Raw genomic sequence first — 15398 nt, 5'->3', positions numbered from 1 at the left:
TATGATTTGCATCGTGCAGAACGTCACGCCGATGCTTTAATATGCGCAAGATAGCGCCAGCGGATTAAATAGAAATAAAAGATTTGCATTAGCGTAAATCCGACAAGTACGAGAACTAGTTCTTTTACAATTGAAATTTCCGCCAGTGCATCCCAAATTACTTGTAAAGACAGAAATGCAAATGAACTATGAACAAATGCAACTCCCCATGGGAAGAAAAACTGCGGGATTAATTGCCGATTGACAATTTTCTTGAACTCGCGATCCGTGATTCCCATACGTCGTAAAACATCGAACTGTTTACGATCACTTTCGAGCGATGTATACAGTCTGAAGTAGATGAAACTTCCTGCCGCCAGGAAAAATACAGCCGCCAAAAGTAATCCGATGAACAATAACAGTGAAAATGTCGTGCGAATGACCGAATAATTCAAGCCCGGATTTTCAAATGAATATAGTAAATTATCGGATCCCCCCGCAAGAAATGATTCCGAAACCTTGGCATCGATGGACAAGCCAATTTCCTGTGTTTTTTGCCAATCGGGAACATGGAATGCATAGTAGGAAAATGACTTATCCCCCTGTGTTAATCCCTTTTCGAGTACCACTTCATAATCCGCATCATTTAATATGATCGCATTCATTGCAATCGAGTACGAAGAAAATAAATGATAAGGATACGCCCCATCTATCTTAACGTGGACATCACTTTCTTTGAGTAGCGTTGTCACAGTTCGATCCTTCAGCTGGTCATACGATGAAGCGGAAGGTGGTAGGAAAACGGCTTCGCCCTTTTCCATGTCAATAACTTGATAACCAAACGACTGAGCAAGTATATTCACATTGGATAGCTTCAGTATCGCAACGGGGTTCTTGGTAAACGTCGAAGTCTGTTCCAACACCTGGAACCGAACAAGTGAATAATCAATCTGCTCTGCCTTCAGTTCGTCGACGAGCTGTGTAATATGCTTCCTTTCAAGTTCATTGTTAGTTTCACTTTTGTAAACAAGACCTAACGGATGCATTTCATGGTACTGGGAAGCAAACGAGGTAAGCGATGCAAGTATGCCAACTGACATGAACGCTACAGTCGATACGATTGTCACGATGAAAAACATGCGCGCATTTTCACGCAGCCGCACGACACCTTCAGATATTGACAGCAACCAAAAATGATGCCAATACAATCGTTTTCGATTGCGAAGCTTGTGAAGGAGCAAAGGTAAGGAATCCGTGAAAAAGTAAAAAGTCCCTATTGTTGCAAGCGGTGGCAAGAAAAAGATCAGGCCGGTTACGACGGAATTCGTTGTCGATGCAGCCAGGATATAGGACAATGCAAGAATCAGTAATCCCAGATAGCCACGTGCTTTTGAATAGCCGTACGCCCCTCGACTTCCTGCATCTCCTTGTATGAGATCGGCCACCTCACCGGTCCGAATGAACACCGGAGCCACATACGAAATGATTATAAACAGACTCATGAAAGCACCAATTGTCAGTGCAAATGGTTCCCATGATAAATAGAGGGGCAAAGCTGGCAACAGAACGATTTCCCGTATAATCATAAAAAAGAATTTTGAAAACATAAATCCAAGAATAGTTCCCGCAACAATAGATGCCGTTCCTATAATCATTGTCTCAATGAATATAAGGCGGTTCAATTGTCGCTTTGCCATCCCTAAATGCAGCAAAATGCCGAATTCCTTCGACCTCGCCTGAAGAAATGCCCGCATTGAATAAAACAGGAAAAACACAGTGAAAATATACAAAATAATTTCTGCGATTCCCATACCCATTATGGCAATTTCTTGAACAAACCGATTTTCTATGGATGGATGAAACAACAACATGGAATAAAGGAAAAACACCATAACGGAGAAAACGCTTGCCATGAAAAATGCAGTGTAAACACGTCTATTTCGAATAACATTACGGTAAGCGAATTGACGAAAGGTCATGGACATTCCCCCCGAGAAGAGACAAGACGTTCAAAATACGTTGAAAAAATGTTTGACGTCTTTCATCTTTATAGATTTCATTGAAAAATTCGCCGTCCTTGATGAATAGCACACGGTCACAATAACTGGCGGCAATCGGATCATGCGTCACCATAACGACAGTTGTTTTTTCACTTTTATTAATATGGCTTAGCAATTCGAGCACATCTTTCGCGGACTTCGAATCGAGATTACCAGTTGGTTCATCAGCAAGAATGATTTTGGGTTTATGAATAAGTGCCCGCCCAATCGCAGTTCGTTGCGCTTGTCCCCCCGATAATTCGTCGGGCCTACGTTTTAGAATATCTATCAAATCAAGACGTGCTGCAGTTTCTGCAATACGTCTTTCCATTTCAGGAACTGATAAGCCATCAAGGGTCAGCGGTAAAACGAGATTCTCTTCCACTGTCAGCATTTGAAGCAGATTAATATCTTGAAAAACGAAGCCGAGATTGCGCCGTCTAAATAATGCTAGGTCGTTTTGTTTGAGCGCTTCTGGCTCGATTCCATTTATCATCAGGCGTCCATATGTCGGTAAAGTAATCGTCGAAATCAAGTTCAGCAAAGTTGTTTTTCCGCTTCCGGAAGGGCCCATGACCGCGACGAACTCGCCTTCCTCCACTTCAAAATCAAGACGGTTCAACGCTCGGTGCATCACTTTTCCTTCATAAATTTTCGTCACTTCCGTCAGTTCCACGATTGTGTTCCGATTCACCCGTCTCACCTGCCTCTCCATTTTCAAATAGTACTGTCACCGTTGTCCCGATTCCTTTTTCAGATTCAATTGACAGTGGATGACCTAACCGATTGCATACTTCTGATGCAATATAAAGTCCCATTCCTGTTGATTCGCCAGTTAGTCGACCATTTTCACCAGTGAAGAAAGCCTTGGTAACTCGCTTCAAATCCGAAGATGGGATACCAATCCCTTCATCTCGAATTTGCAATTTCAGTCCATTCCCTGTACAAGACGCTATTAAATGGACTTTCTTTCCCTCGTCGAACGTATATTTCACCGCATTCGTAATGAACTGCCCGATGACGATTTTCATCCACTTCACATCCGTGGCAACAACGAAGTTGTCATCGATTGAAATAACTGGGAATACGCCATTGGTGATGAACAGCCGCTTATGTTCCGTCACGATTTCTTGTACAAGTTTTTTCAAATCAATGCGCTCGATTTGCATATCTTGTTCAAACGTTTCGAGCCGTGCATTGACAAGTACCGAATCGAGCCCACGCCGTATTTTCTCAACCTCTTCAGTGATACTGTCACGGTCGAGGTCATCTTTTTCCTGCAGTAAAAGTCCCATAACGGAAATCGGTGTTTTCATCTGATGGACCCACTGGTTCATAAAATGGAGTTGCCGATGTTGGGCTGCATATAAGCGTTGCACTTCGTTTTGATACAGTCTGTACAATTCACGTGTAAATTCAGTCGTTTGCCGATGCTCTGGAGCTTGTGCAAATCGGATCAGTGCATCTTCCATCTTTTCTGGCTTACGCGTGATTGCGTCGTAAAATGAACGCCTCATAATAAACTTCCCTAATAAATAGCCGCTGGTCAACAACATACTCATACTGATTGAATAGATAGCCGTGTTGAAATTGCGGAAACCATCCAACCAATACAGCAACATAATGAACAATATAAGAATTAGTTGAAAAGCGAGGAAAGATAGATGTTCTCTTAGAAAAAGGCTTAGTTTTTTCATGATTCTTCCGGCGCTAATAAGAAGCGATATCCCGCGCCACGCACGGTTTCGATTGAAGATTTAATAGCATAATCAGCCAGTTTCTTACGCACTCTAGTCATATTGACATTTAATGTATTTTCATCAACAAATGACTGATCATCCCAGAGTTCTTCAAGCAGTTTTTCCCGCGACACAACTTTCGGCGCTGCATCCATCAGCAACTCAAGGATGACGCATTCTTTTTTCTGAAGGGGTACACTATTTTCACGAATATGCAGTTCCATCCGTTCGATATATAAATGAAGTGCACCAATTTTCACGGTCCGTTCTGATTGGTTAGGAGCGTATTCGCCAAATGTTCTACGTAAATGGCTTCTTATCTTAGCAAGGACGATTTCATAATGGAATGGTTTCGTGATGAAATCATCTCCACCATTTTCTAGCGCAAATACTTGGTCCATGTCACCTGAACGTGCAGAAATAAATAAGATAGGACAAGTTGTATGTTGACGAAGCTGACGGCACCAATAATAGCCGTCATAAGAAGGCAGATTGATATCAAGCAAAATGAGATGCGGATCAAACGCGAGGCTTTCCTTAGTAACTTGGTCAAAATCTTCGACGATTGCAACGTCGTATTGGTATTTCCGGAGCGTGTCTGCTAACAGTTGTGCGATTTTCTTATCATCTTCAACTATGAATATACGATGGTTTTCCATAGGTCAGTCCCCTTTCACACTTCCCTTTATTATAGCGTAAAAACAGGCCCGGCGGTTGGAAGGTTTTTGGGAATGTTGTTGTTTTTTGTGGGGGTTATGATTGGTTGGTTGGGTTATATGATTGGTTGGACAGGCTATATGATCGGTTCGGCGGCTGATTTGATTGGTTAGACAGGCTTATGATCGGTTGGCGGCTGATTTGATCGGTTAGACAGGCTTATGATCAGTTGGCGGCTGATTTGATCGGGTGGACAAGCTATATGATTGCTTAGCGGCTGATTTGATCGCTGGACAAGCTATATGATCGCTTGGCGGTTTATATGATCGGTAGGACAAGCTATATGATCGGTTGCCTGCTTATATGATCGGGCGGATAAGCTATATGATCGCTTTGCGGTTTATATGATCGGTAGGACAAGCTATATGATCGCTAGGCGGCTGATTTGATCGGGTGGACAAGCTATATGATCGTTTGGCTACTTATATGATCGCTTTGCCTAGCTATATGATCAATCCTTCCACTTTGAAGAATTAATCCAAAAAGAAAAAGCCCGACATATCGTCAGGCTTCTAGTTTCATCAATAAATCAATTGAAGGAACTCTTCTTTCGTAATACCGCCTAGATATGTCGGAATGTCAATTGGTGCGAGCGCTTCGCTAATTGCCTGTCTTTCATACTGGATACCTTTCAAGCTTTCCTCGATAACTGTCACTTCTCCGACACCGAAAAAGTCGCCGAAAATGTTGACGTCTTCCATGATTCCTTTTTTCACTTGGATACGGACGTCGATGCCGCCTACTGGGAACCTGTGTGAATGCTGCATATTGAACTTCGGTGATTTGCCGTAATTCCAATCCCAGTTTGCATAACGCTCCGCAGAAAGCTTATGGATATTCGTCCAATCTTCATCCGTCAACTCTAGATACTGAATTTTTTCTTCTCCACCAAAAATCGATTTCAGTATTTCCATACGGAACTGTTCAATTGTCATTGAGTCATTCAGGAATTCGGAAATATTCGCAACACGACTACGGATTGATTTAATCCCTTTTGATTCAATTTTATCTTTACGTACTTTTAATGCTGAAACAACACGTTCTATTTCTGTATCGAACATCAATGTTCCGTGGCTAAACATACGACCATTCGTTGAAAACTGTGCGTTCCCTGAAACTTTACGACCCTCAACAAGAATGTCATTGCGGCCGAGTAACTCGGCTTTGACACCCATTTCTGCCAATGCCTGAACGACAGGCTCTGTCACTTTTTTGAAGTTGCGGAACGATTCGCCATCGTCTTTTGTTAGGAAACTGTAATTCAAGTTGCCTAAATCGTGGTAGACTGCTCCCCCGCCGGACAATCGTCTAACAACATGAATACCATTTGCTTCCACATATTCTGTATCAATCTCTTCAATCGTGTTCTGATTTTTACCGATGATGATAGAAGGTTCGTTAATATAGAACAGCAAAAACGAATCTTTGTCGATATCCATATTCTTGAGGACGTATTCCTCTATCGCCAAGTTGATATGCGGATCTGTAATTCCTTTATTATCAATGAAATACATAGTTTATCGCTCCTCATTAATAGCTTCCCACCCATTTTATCATCTTTAAGAAGAGAAGACCTCCTCTTACAACTTTCAGAATAAATTGTGAAATGTGTTGACATCTAGCACACTGTTATAATACACTACTAATAACAGATTTAGTTGTAGTACAAATTAGGAAGGGGAGAATGAAAATATGATTGAGAATGTCATCGAGTTTTTCAAAAATCTACCTGCTAAAACTTGTACATCATGCGGGAGTGAAATCGACGAGCAACATGAATGCTACAGTAACAAATGTGACAACTGCAACATCTTGTAATTTTTTGTAGAATCTGTACTATTACACATTAAAAAATAAACCAAATACTAATACAGTGAAATAGGGGATGTTAGCGATGATTGAAAACGTAATTGAGTTTTTTAAGAACCTGCCTGCTAAAGTTTGTACGTCATGCGGCAATGAAATCGAAGAACAACATGAGTGTTACGGCAATAAATGCGATGCCTGCAATACCGTATAACCTTTTGCATATACTGTACTATCACAACGTTAATATTAAGCCTAGTACTAATACAAATAAGGAAGGGGAGAATAAAATATGCTTGAAAATGTAATTGAGTTTTTCAAAAATCTACCCGCTAAAGTTTGCACGGTTTGCGGGAAAGAAATCGAAGAGCAGCATGAATGCTACGGCAACAAATGTGACGACTGCAATATCCTGTAAATTAGAAAAGCGCTGCTCCAGGTGAGAAACGTTTACTTTTTTTAAAAACAGCCGTAGAGACTCCTTCGGCTGTTTTTTGATTGTAGAAAGATATACCTTTTTATTTGTCTAGTATGTCGGGACGATCCGTGTGAATGCCATTTGCACCGATGGCCATCATTTTTAATGCAGTTTCAGCATCAATAATCGTATACGCATAAACGGATAGTCCTTTTTCATGCATTTTCTTTATAAATGGGACCGTTAGTGCTTCATAACTAACTCCCAGTCCAGATGCATATGTCAAAAGCTCATCCAATTCTTTTTTTGACAGTTTCGCCTCTTCATCATCATCAAATGAAATGAGTTTTAGAAGCGGGATATCTTGATTTAATTCGTAAACGCGTTTTAATCCTTTTTTACTGAATGACTGGATTGCTACTTTAGGATGTCTATCTTTATCAAACCCAATCATGTCGTATTGCTTCAATGTATCAACCAGTTTTTCTTCGATCCCAGGATAGTCTTCTGGATCTTTCAACTCAATGATGAAATTCATATTGTCCCCAAATTGACCGAATACTTCACCCAGTGTAGGAACTGCATATTCTTCTGATGGGCCATTTACAGCTTTCTTGTCTTCATCCTTGTGCCGAAAGTCAACAGATAACTCCTTCAGCTCACTAAGTGTCAATCCACCGATTTTGCCATTAGCTTCGGTTGTACCAGATACATCCGCGTCATGCATAACCGCAAGTTGGCCGTCTTTGGTCAGATGAATATCAAGTTCAATATAGTCGGCAGCAAGTTCTTCTGCCAAATCAAAAGAAGCAAGTGTGTTTTCCGGCACGTAAGCTGACGCGCCGCGATGTGCGATAATGAGGAAATCTTCGCTTGGCATTGGTCCGTTTTCCGCTTCACCTTTGCTACAGCCTGTCAATAACAGCACCGCACACAATATTCCCCATGTATACTTTTTCATTTTGCTTCCTCTTTTCGTTAACTTTCTATGTTTCTTCTATACCCTTTTTCCAACAAAAAAAATCCACCCGAGGGCGAATCTTTTCAGTCAAATAAATCTTCCAATACTTCTTTCACTGCCGCTCTTCCCTGATCAATACAATCGGGTAATCCGACTCCATTATAAGAGGCACCGGCGAGTTTTACTTGTGGGAACTTCGATTCCAGTTCTGCGCGGGCTGCTGCAATCCGCTGTTTGTGACCAACCCGGTATTGCGGGCGGTCTTTTTTCCAACGGGTAATAACCGTAAAATCCGGTTTCCCTGTTATATTCATAACTCTGCCAAGATCAGCAAGAACGATTTTCTCAATTTCAGCATCTGGTAAATCAACAATCGCTTCATCGCCTACGCGACCTACGAAGGCCCGGATAAGTACTTTTCCAGCAGGTGTTGTCGTCGGCCATTTCCGGTGTGTCCACGTGCACGCCGTGATTGAATAATCGCTGCTTCTTGAGACAAGAAAACCGGTTCCTTCTTTGTCCTGTACGACATGTTCCTCCGGAAAAGCAAGTGCCACTGTCGCAACAGACGTTGTTGGTATTTCTCTTAAATCTTGCAATAATCCGTGCGGAGCAAATAAGCGACCCGCCATCTCATGCCCAGTTGTAAGTATAACTGCATCTGCTTCGATTTTACGGCCGTCATTCATTTCAAGTATAGTCTTTTCTCCGACCATTCCTGGCGCCTCAATTGCATCGATCCGAACACCTTTCATGACGGAACCTGGTTCAAGTTGTTGTTCAATTGCTTCAACAATTGTTTCAAGTCCGTTACGGAACGTGTGGAAAACGCCTTCTTTCTTAGCGCCATGTCCGTCTTTCTGCGGGAGTTGTTTCGGTGTCGTTTTTTTCATCCCGAGAATCAGACTTCGATGTTTCTTTTCCACTGCGTAGAACTGCGGGAATGTAGATTCCAAACTCATGTGGTCAATATCGCCTGCGTAAACGCCAGATAACAACGGTTCAATCAAGTTCTCAACAATTTCCCCGCCAAAACGTCTGCGGAAAAATCCACCGAGTGACTGATCCCCTTTGATGTTTGAGCGTGGGAGGACGAAATCGCCCGCTGCACGCAATTTTCCTGACAACGAAAACAGTCCCGTTTTCAAGAATGGACCAATTTCTGTCGGGATACCCATAACAGAACCGCCTGGAATTGGATGTAACTCGCCACCGACAAGCACGTATGCTTGCCCTGTCGCGTTTTTCACAAGCTCCCCTTCGATTCCAAGGTCTTGTGCAAGGATTCCCATGCTTTTTTTCCGTATAAGAAATGAATCCGGACCACGCTCGATGATAAAACCGTTACGCCGGACTGTCTGGATTTTGCCGCCAAGTCGATTTGACGCCTCGACAAGTATGACATCTAGAGGTAAGCCTTTTTCACGCGCTTCTTTCTGCATATAAAATGCCGCGGAGAGGCCCGTAATCCCTCCGCCGACAATAACGACTTTCTTGTTTTGTCCGCTCATGTCCATCATCACTTTCTTTCAACCATATTAAGCTTCTTTCATCTTTTCAAATACCGCGTCCACCATCGCATCGATGAAGAGTGGGTCGATGTTCGGCATTGCCGGACGGTAGTAGGATGCACCGATTTCATCACATACAACTTTACACTCATAATCATTGTCAAAAAGCACTTCGAGATGGTCGGAAACAAATCCGACTGGCGTATAAACAAATGTTGTATATCCTTTTTCATTATGCAAATCGCGTGTTAAATCTTGAACGTCGGGACCAAGCCATGGTTCAGGCGTTTGCCCTGCACTTTGCCAACCTAGTTCATAGTTTTTCACACCAGCAGCTGTTGCAATCAATTCAGCTGTTTCTTTCAACTGATCTGGATATGGATCACCATTCGCGATGATTTTTTCCGGCAATGAATGCGCTGAAACAATCAGACATGCTTTCGCTCTCTCTTCTTCGCTCATGCTGTCGAATGTACCGCGCACTTGATCAGTCCAGAATTCAATAAACTTCGGCTGTTTGTACCAGCTTTCGACAGAAGTAATTGTGATACCATGCTTGTCAGCCTCTTCTTTCGTGCGGCCATTGTATGACTTGACAGAAAACGTCGAGAAATGCGGTGCCAGTACGATTGAGACCGCTTCTGTTATCCCGTCTTCATGCATTTTTTCTACCGCATCCTCAATAAATGGTGCAATATGTTTCAATCCAATATAGACCTTGAATTCAATGTCATCCTGTACTTCATTCAGACGGTTGCAAAGCGCGTTTGCTTGGTCTTCAGTAATTCGCGCAAGCGGAGAAATCCCGCCAATTGCCTCATAGCGATTGCGAAGGTCCTCCAATTGTTCGGGTGCAGGCGGACGACCGTGGCGGATATGCGTATAATACGATTCAATATCCTCTTCCTTATTCGGAGTCCCATAAGCCATCACTAAAAGTCCCATTTGTTTCTTTGTCATAACATTCACCTCTTCGTTTGGATCAGCACGTTATTTACGCAGCTGTGCACTATATTCATGAACAAATTCAGTTAATCTTTTCAATGTCGCTGGTTTCACATCAGGGAACACGCCATGACCAAGGTTGAAAATGTGGTTACCATGCTCTACGCCTTGTTCGATGATTACTTTCGCGCGTTCTTCGATAATGCTCCAATCTGCAAGTAGCAATGACGGGTCAAGATTCCCTTGCAACGGCTTCGTTAGACCGCGAGCTCCTGCTTCTTTGATAGACAGGCGCCAGTCGAGACCAACAACGTCTACAGGCAAGTCATGCCATTCGTTTGCCAAGTGGCTTGCGCCGACACCGAATGTGATTAGTGGAACGTTCAATTTACGCAGCTCTGTGAAAATACGCGTCATAACTGGTTTGATGAAGATTCGATAATCAGATACATTTAATGCCCCTACCCACGAATCAAAGATTTGAATTGCTTTTGCACCCGCATTAACTTGTGCAGTAATATACGTAATCGTCATATCTGCTAGTTTGTCCATCAATGCGAACCATGCTTCCGGCTCAGATACCATGAATGATTTCGTCAAGTTGTAGCTTTTCGATGGACCGCCTTCAATCATATAACTCGCAAGCGTAAATGGTGCCCCCGCAAAGCCGATAAGCGGAACATTCAATTGTTCCTTCGTCAATATTTTAATCGTTTCAAGAACGAAAGGAATATCATCTTGTGGTGATAGATCGCCAAGATTATGGACATCTTGAACTGTACGGATTGGATTTGAGATAACTGGACCAATGCCCGCTTTTATTTTCACATCAATACCAATTCCCGGCAGTGGTGTAACGATGTCTTTGTAAAGAATTGCCGCGTCGACATTATACTGATCAACTGGAAGCTTTGTTACATATGCGCAAAGTTCAGGTTGGTGTGTAATCTCTTCAAGAGAATATTTCTCCTTGATTTTTAGGTATTCCGGTTGTGAACGCCCTGCCTGCCTCATGTACCAAGCCGGTGTATGATCAATTTTCTCGCCTCTTGCAGCGCGTAAAAGTGTATCATTGAATTTTGTCATTTGGTTTATTCCCACTTTCTTAATTAACTATTTCCGTGTTACATATCCGTACTCAATATAGACGTTTCCCTTTGCAAAGTATAGCTTTTAGCCCCGTTATTCATACAATTGTGCTAACTTCTTACTTTTTTCGCCATCATTTTGTCAAAGTTTGTTTTAAGTTCTCAAATAGGGGAAAATAGATAAATAAGAACTACAAGGAGGTTTTTTTGAAAATGAATATTTATATGACATCGGGTACACCTGAATTTATGGAAAGTTTAAAAGAAAAATATGCGGCAGAAAGCTTGATTGCCATGCATGGTCACGGTAATTCTCTTTTACTGCATGAAACGGTAGGTAAAACTGTGTTCCAAACACCACGCCGTTACGAAGTCATTAGCTCCTCGGGAACACTGCAAGATAACGGTTATTTCGTTTTCAACAATATTCCCGTCACGGATGAAGGACGTCCAGTTTTTGAGCATCGCTTTACAGAACTTACGAGCGCTATTGAATTTGAACTCGGATTTATCGCATTTCGTTTGCTCCGCCCACTCGATTCAGACACGTATATCGTTCTGACAGAATGGTCTGATAGCACCCATTATACAAGATGGGAAAACTCATCTGCTTTCGACAAGGCTCACTCCTCAAATCATGCAGAAGCAGGCGTCGATACTTCGCTTCATATTTTCTCGAGCGCTCCGTATGTAACGACTTATACGACGAAAAATAAAATATAAAACGCGCAACCCGAACTATGGGTTGCGTTTTAGTGTTCCCTCTCAAATGTTTGCTATAATAGAAGTAGCAACATTCAAATTAGATAATTTTTAGGGGGAACAGTCCATTGAAAGAACAATTGTATGAAAAGCTCGATAGCGCTTATGAGGATATGGTCGTTATTCGTCGCCACCTTCACATGAATCCTGAATTATCTTTTAAGGAAGAAAAAACTGCGCAATACATACATGATTTTTACGCTGACCTTGGTATTGAAGTACGTAAAGGAGTTGGCGGGAATGGTGTCGTTGCAAGGGTTTCGGGTGGAAGACCCGGTAAGACGGTTGCACTACGTGCAGATTTCGACGCGCTACCCATTCAAGATGAAAAGGATGTAGCGTATAAATCAACTGTTCCAGGCGTCATGCATGCTTGTGGTCACGATGGGCACACTGCTACACTTCTACAGCTTGCAAAAGCCATTCATGAGTTGCATGAAGACCTCGCTGGCGACTATGTTTTCATCCACCAACACGCAGAAGAATTTGCTCCAGGCGGTGCAATTTCCATGATTGAAGACGGTTGCCTTGATGGGGTTGATGTCATTTTTGGAACGCATCTATGGTCTTTGACACCTTTAGGTACAATCGAATATTTGACCGGTCCTGTAATGGCAGCGGCTGACCGTTTCGACATTAAAATCCAAGGCGCAGGCGGTCACGGTGCGGCTCCGCATCAAACGAAAGACGCTATCGTTATTGGCGCACAGCTCGTGATGAATTTACAGCAACTTGTTTCACGTCGCGTCAATCCAATCGACTCGGCAGTGTTATCTATCGGTTCATTCGTTGCACAAAACGCATTTAATGTCATTGCCGATTCAGCAAAATTGGGCGGTACGGTACGGACATTCAACCCCGACATTCGCCATTTGATGGAACGCGAAATGAAACGCGTTGTTGACGGGACTGCGCTTGCAAATGACTGTACAATCGATTTCGAATATGTACGCGGCTATCCAGCTGTTGTCAATCACAAAGCCGAAACAGAATTTCTGAAGACTGTCGCGGAAGGTATTCTTGGCGTGGAATCAGTCGTTGAATCAACACCACAAATGGGCGGCGAAGATTTTGCATATTATTTAGAAAAAGTACCTGGTACATTTTTCTTCACTGGCGCAAAACCTGACAACCCATATCCACATCATCACCCCAAATTCGACATCGATGAAAATGCGATGCTTCTCGCAGCGAAAACACTCGGCGCTGCAGCTATCGATTTCCAAAATTTATAAAACCAAGGTCTTCCCTCTTAAATTTAGGAGTAGAAGGCCTTTTTTTTACATGAAATACTGGTGACTAGAGCTTGGAAAAATCCATTTTCACCGGACCATTTCCTTTTGCTTTCGACGAACTAATCACGGCATATCTACCGTAAGGCATGTGTGTCTAGTAGGTGATTATTTTATTCACTGCTTACTATTTTGATAAAACTCTAGACGCCTTATGTACAGGTGTTTTCGGATCGGATCGGTTTGGACTGAACGACTACTGCGTAGGGTAGCGACAGACAGATAGTCGGAAAGGGATGTGACTAGAAATGTACAAGTGCAAATATAGACTTGTATGCTTTTCTTACAGGTTCTCCATGTAAGAAAGTGGATATTCAACAGCCGTGATACAAAATCCTGCTCATTCAAAATAATAACAAATTCCATTTTAGTAAATAGCATAATACGAGTGATAATAGCACTAAAAAACAAAATAGTTCAAATAGTTTAATTAAATGGTTGCATTTTAAATTTTCTAATTTATACTAGGACTTATGCAACAACAATAAACTATAAGGGGTGCATGTTATTGGGTAAAAAGAAATGGTTAGGGAAATACATTGTTTCTTTCAATACATTTTTGTTACTACCTGTGGTCCAAGGAAATAAACTATCAACGCTTGTAATCGAACGAAACGGTGAATTGAACGTTTCACGAAAACCCGTTCACATTGTTAAAAATTCTTGTCATTATTATGGTGGTTCTTTACAAAATTCAACAAATACAGCAAAACTAGCAATTGGAAAACGCCATAAAACGCCTATAATTATCGCTCATGATTTCGGAGTACCTTATATCTTTCTACCAACAATGTCTCCGAATTCAGAAGAGAACATCTGGGTTTCCTATAGTGCGATTGATAATATAGAACCAGATGGTATGGGCTGTATTCTCTACTTGGAAAATGGTCTTTCCTTCAAGCTCGATATTTCAGCTACAACAATGTTTCGCCAATATGCAGTCGCTGCTCTTCTCGAAAAAAACTTTTTGAAAAAACAAAGACAATTGAACAGGCCATCAAAATTCGATAAATTTGACTTCCCCGATGAGGATTGACTTAACTTTCAAACATGGCGAAGTAAATGTTTAACAGTTCCTTCGACCAATTACGTAGGCGGATGTTCAAATAACGTCTGCGGTCCTTATTGTCCCCGTATACGAAAATATACTCAGTGAAAGTAGCGTATGACTTTCATATTCTGTCGACGTAAGTAGCTGGTGGTTTCCCTAAGTTCAGCACGTGCAGCTCTTGTTGCTTCATCAACAAGTTTGATATAAGGTCCTTTCAGTTTGAATGGACCTTTTTCAAACGAATCTCGATCCTTTTCCAATATAATAAGATGCATCGGCAAATAAATCATATTCTCAAAATGCGGCAATGCCTCTGCAGATATTAAATGCATTTTAACTGCTCTCATTCCCACACAGAACGTTAGTTCTCATTATTGTATACCCTTATCGCCGATAAGACAACCTACAATTTTTTTGTAGGTTATATGGTTTTGTAGTGGACTGTACGACAGCCACGAAACAAAAAAAGACTTTCGGCTATTACAGCTGAAAGTCTTACATATGAACCACATTTACTCTTTCCCGTCATCACCGATGTAATGCACCGACGCAACTTTCCAATCGTCACCATTTTTCGTAAATACGGTCACTTGTCTTCCATCTTGTTTTGTCACAAGACCAGTAGATACTTGTTTATATGATGTATTCAAATTCGAGAAGACTTGGGCTTCCTTATCAGAATACTTTACAATCGTTACGTTCGATATTTCGCGATTTAGCTCATATTCACTAAATTGCTCTTCCATGAACGCACGTTCTTCCTCAAAATCATAGTCTTCCGGAGAAAGTGTATTCAAATAGCCATCGATATCTTGTTCATTCAGCGTATCGATATACACCTTATATACTGCTAAAATTTGTTCTTTCTCCTCAGCCGGAACACCAGAAGCTTCTTCTATAACTCCTCCATCTAAGCTAAAACCCACTTTTTTGTCTTCCACACCATGATCAATTGCACCGTTTTCATTCGCCGCCTCGCCATCATTGACCGAGCCGCTTCCAGTCGAATTCTCTCCATCGCTACTGCACGCGCCAAGTAGTAAAAGAACCGACATACTTATAGGAACAAATATTTTCTTCATTTTCTTCC

The 15398-nt window shown here is 41.8% G+C and carries 17 protein-coding genes; 6 read left to right on the top strand and 11 right to left on the bottom strand.

What is annotated here, in order from left to right; genetic code table 11:
• Positions 1 to 23: 23 nt before the first annotated feature.
• From MKZ26_RS19315 to MKZ26_RS19295, 5 genes are all read right to left on the bottom strand, one after another.
• Positions 24 to 1958 (bottom strand): ABC transporter permease, encoded by a 1935-nt coding sequence (locus tag MKZ26_RS19315; RefSeq protein WP_340767224.1) that lies wholly within the window; start codon positions 1956 to 1958, stop codon positions 24 to 26.
• On the bottom strand, positions 1930 to 2652 hold the full coding sequence (locus MKZ26_RS19310; RefSeq protein WP_340767693.1) for an ABC transporter ATP-binding protein: 723 nt from the start codon (positions 2650 to 2652) through the stop codon (positions 1930 to 1932). Before MKZ26_RS19310 ends, MKZ26_RS19315 begins: the two co-directional genes overlap by 29 nt.
• Before the next feature lie 10 nt (positions 2653 to 2662).
• Positions 2663 to 3715 carry a sensor histidine kinase gene (locus MKZ26_RS19305; protein WP_338655483.1) on the bottom strand — a complete coding sequence of 351 codons (1053 nt, stop codon included), beginning with the start codon at positions 3713 to 3715 and terminating at the stop codon, positions 2663 to 2665.
• Positions 3712 to 4416, bottom strand: a complete 705-nt coding sequence (locus MKZ26_RS19300; protein WP_067212085.1) for a response regulator transcription factor — start codon at positions 4414 to 4416, stop codon at positions 3712 to 3714. Before MKZ26_RS19300 ends, MKZ26_RS19305 begins: the two co-directional genes overlap by 4 nt.
• Positions 4417 to 4995: 579 nt before the next feature.
• A complete protein-coding gene (locus tag MKZ26_RS19295) occupies positions 4996 to 5988 on the bottom strand; it encodes a lipoate--protein ligase (protein ID WP_067212088.1) in 993 nt (330 codons plus the stop codon).
• A gap of 178 nt (positions 5989 to 6166) precedes the next feature.
• Here MKZ26_RS19295 and yhfH (MKZ26_RS19290) point away from each other — a divergent pair, with 178 nt between their 5' ends.
• The 3 genes from yhfH (MKZ26_RS19290) (at position 6167) to yhfH (MKZ26_RS19280) (ending at position 6698) form a co-directional block, all read left to right on the top strand.
• On the top strand, positions 6167 to 6292 hold the full coding sequence (gene yhfH, locus MKZ26_RS19290) for a protein YhfH (RefSeq protein WP_187045605.1): 126 nt from the start codon (positions 6167 to 6169) through the stop codon (positions 6290 to 6292).
• Positions 6293 to 6368: 76 nt separating this feature from the next.
• Positions 6369 to 6494, top strand: a complete 126-nt coding sequence (yhfH, locus tag MKZ26_RS19285) for a protein YhfH (RefSeq protein WP_187045606.1) — start codon at positions 6369 to 6371, stop codon at positions 6492 to 6494.
• Between the two features lie 78 nt (positions 6495 to 6572).
• Positions 6573 to 6698 (top strand): protein YhfH, encoded by a 126-nt coding sequence (yhfH, locus tag MKZ26_RS19280; RefSeq protein ID WP_082786678.1) that lies wholly within the window; start codon positions 6573 to 6575, stop codon positions 6696 to 6698.
• 100 nt (positions 6699 to 6798) lie between these two features.
• Here yhfH (MKZ26_RS19280) and MKZ26_RS19275 read toward each other — a convergent pair whose 3' ends face one another.
• From MKZ26_RS19275 to hemE, 4 genes are all read right to left on the bottom strand, one after another.
• Positions 6799 to 7659, bottom strand: coding sequence for a glycerophosphodiester phosphodiesterase family protein (locus MKZ26_RS19275; RefSeq protein WP_340767223.1), 861 nt, complete (start codon positions 7657 to 7659; stop codon positions 6799 to 6801).
• Positions 7660 to 7742: 83 nt separating this feature from the next.
• The gene (hemY, locus tag MKZ26_RS19270) at positions 7743 to 9170 is read right to left on the bottom strand and encodes a protoporphyrinogen oxidase (RefSeq protein WP_338655473.1); all 1428 of its coding nucleotides are present in this window, start codon (positions 9168 to 9170) and stop codon (positions 7743 to 7745) included.
• Between the two features lie 27 nt (positions 9171 to 9197).
• Positions 9198 to 10130 (bottom strand): ferrochelatase, encoded by a 933-nt coding sequence (hemH, locus tag MKZ26_RS19265; protein WP_340767222.1) that lies wholly within the window; start codon positions 10128 to 10130, stop codon positions 9198 to 9200.
• 30 nt (positions 10131 to 10160) lie between these two features.
• On the bottom strand, positions 10161 to 11201 hold the full coding sequence (hemE, locus tag MKZ26_RS19260) for a uroporphyrinogen decarboxylase (protein WP_340767221.1): 1041 nt from the start codon (positions 11199 to 11201) through the stop codon (positions 10161 to 10163).
• Positions 11202 to 11416: 215 nt separating this feature from the next.
• Between hemE and MKZ26_RS19255 the strand changes: the two genes are divergently transcribed.
• From MKZ26_RS19255 to MKZ26_RS19245, 3 genes are all read left to right on the top strand, one after another.
• A complete protein-coding gene (locus tag MKZ26_RS19255) occupies positions 11417 to 11926 on the top strand; it encodes an antibiotic biosynthesis monooxygenase family protein (protein WP_340767220.1) in 510 nt (169 codons plus the stop codon).
• Between the two features lie 107 nt (positions 11927 to 12033).
• Complete coding sequence (locus MKZ26_RS19250) at positions 12034 to 13200, top strand: M20 metallopeptidase family protein (RefSeq protein WP_340767219.1); 1167 nt, start codon at positions 12034 to 12036, stop codon at positions 13198 to 13200.
• Between the two features lie 565 nt (positions 13201 to 13765).
• Positions 13766 to 14293 carry a competence protein ComK gene (locus tag MKZ26_RS19245; protein ID WP_340767218.1) on the top strand — a complete coding sequence of 176 codons (528 nt, stop codon included), beginning with the start codon at positions 13766 to 13768 and terminating at the stop codon, positions 14291 to 14293.
• A 113-nt stretch (positions 14294 to 14406) separates the two neighbouring features.
• Here MKZ26_RS19245 and MKZ26_RS19240 read toward each other — a convergent pair whose 3' ends face one another.
• Positions 14407 to 14640 carry a hypothetical protein gene (locus tag MKZ26_RS19240; protein WP_340767217.1) on the bottom strand — a complete coding sequence of 78 codons (234 nt, stop codon included), beginning with the start codon at positions 14638 to 14640 and terminating at the stop codon, positions 14407 to 14409.
• A gap of 180 nt (positions 14641 to 14820) precedes the next feature.
• Positions 14821 to 15390, bottom strand: coding sequence for a nuclear transport factor 2 family protein (locus MKZ26_RS19235; RefSeq protein WP_340767216.1), 570 nt, complete (start codon positions 15388 to 15390; stop codon positions 14821 to 14823).
• Positions 15391 to 15398: the final 8 nt, after the last annotated feature.

This window comes from Sporosarcina sp. FSL K6-6792, assembly GCF_038004885.1.
Taxonomy (GTDB): Bacteria; Bacillota; Bacilli; order Bacillales_A; family Planococcaceae; genus Sporosarcina; species Sporosarcina psychrophila.
This window is presented reverse-complemented; position numbering and strand designations above follow the sequence as displayed.

What these genes read in the sequence shown, in the direction of transcription:
- MKZ26_RS19305 (WP_338655483.1), bottom strand. Translation starts at nt 3,715, where the DNA reads ATGAAAAAACTAAGCCTTTTTCTAAGAGAACATCTATCTTTCCTCGCT.
- MKZ26_RS19275 (WP_340767223.1), bottom strand. Translation starts at nt 7,659, where the DNA reads ATGAAAAAGTATACATGGGGAATATTGTGTGCGGTGCTGTTATTGACA.
- MKZ26_RS19295 (WP_067212088.1), bottom strand. Translation starts at nt 5,988, where the DNA reads ATGTATTTCATTGATAATAAAGGAATTACAGATCCGCATATCAACTTG.
- MKZ26_RS19315 (WP_340767224.1), bottom strand. Translation starts at nt 1,958, where the DNA reads ATGACCTTTCGTCAATTCGCTTACCGTAATGTTATTCGAAATAGACGT.
- MKZ26_RS19235 (WP_340767216.1), bottom strand. Translation starts at nt 15,390, where the DNA reads ATGAAGAAAATATTTGTTCCTATAAGTATGTCGGTTCTTTTACTACTT.
- hemE (WP_340767221.1), bottom strand. Translation starts at nt 11,201, where the DNA reads ATGACAAAATTCAATGATACACTTTTACGCGCTGCAAGAGGCGAGAAA.
- hemH (WP_340767222.1), bottom strand. Translation starts at nt 10,130, where the DNA reads ATGACAAAGAAACAAATGGGACTTTTAGTGATGGCTTATGGGACTCCG.
- yhfH (WP_187045606.1), top strand. Translation starts at nt 6,369, where the DNA reads ATGATTGAAAACGTAATTGAGTTTTTTAAGAACCTGCCTGCTAAAGTT.
- MKZ26_RS19310 (WP_340767693.1), bottom strand. Translation starts at nt 2,652, where the DNA reads ATGCACCGAGCGTTGAACCGTCTTGATTTTGAAGTGGAGGAAGGCGAG.
- MKZ26_RS19255 (WP_340767220.1), top strand. Translation starts at nt 11,417, where the DNA reads ATGAATATTTATATGACATCGGGTACACCTGAATTTATGGAAAGTTTA.
- yhfH (WP_187045605.1), top strand. Translation starts at nt 6,167, where the DNA reads ATGATTGAGAATGTCATCGAGTTTTTCAAAAATCTACCTGCTAAAACT.
- MKZ26_RS19240 (WP_340767217.1), bottom strand. Translation starts at nt 14,640, where the DNA reads ATGCATTTAATATCTGCAGAGGCATTGCCGCATTTTGAGAATATGATT.
- hemY (WP_338655473.1), bottom strand. Translation starts at nt 9,170, where the DNA reads ATGAGCGGACAAAACAAGAAAGTCGTTATTGTCGGCGGAGGGATTACG.
- yhfH (WP_082786678.1), top strand. Translation starts at nt 6,573, where the DNA reads ATGCTTGAAAATGTAATTGAGTTTTTCAAAAATCTACCCGCTAAAGTT.
- MKZ26_RS19300 (WP_067212085.1), bottom strand. Translation starts at nt 4,416, where the DNA reads ATGGAAAACCATCGTATATTCATAGTTGAAGATGATAAGAAAATCGCA.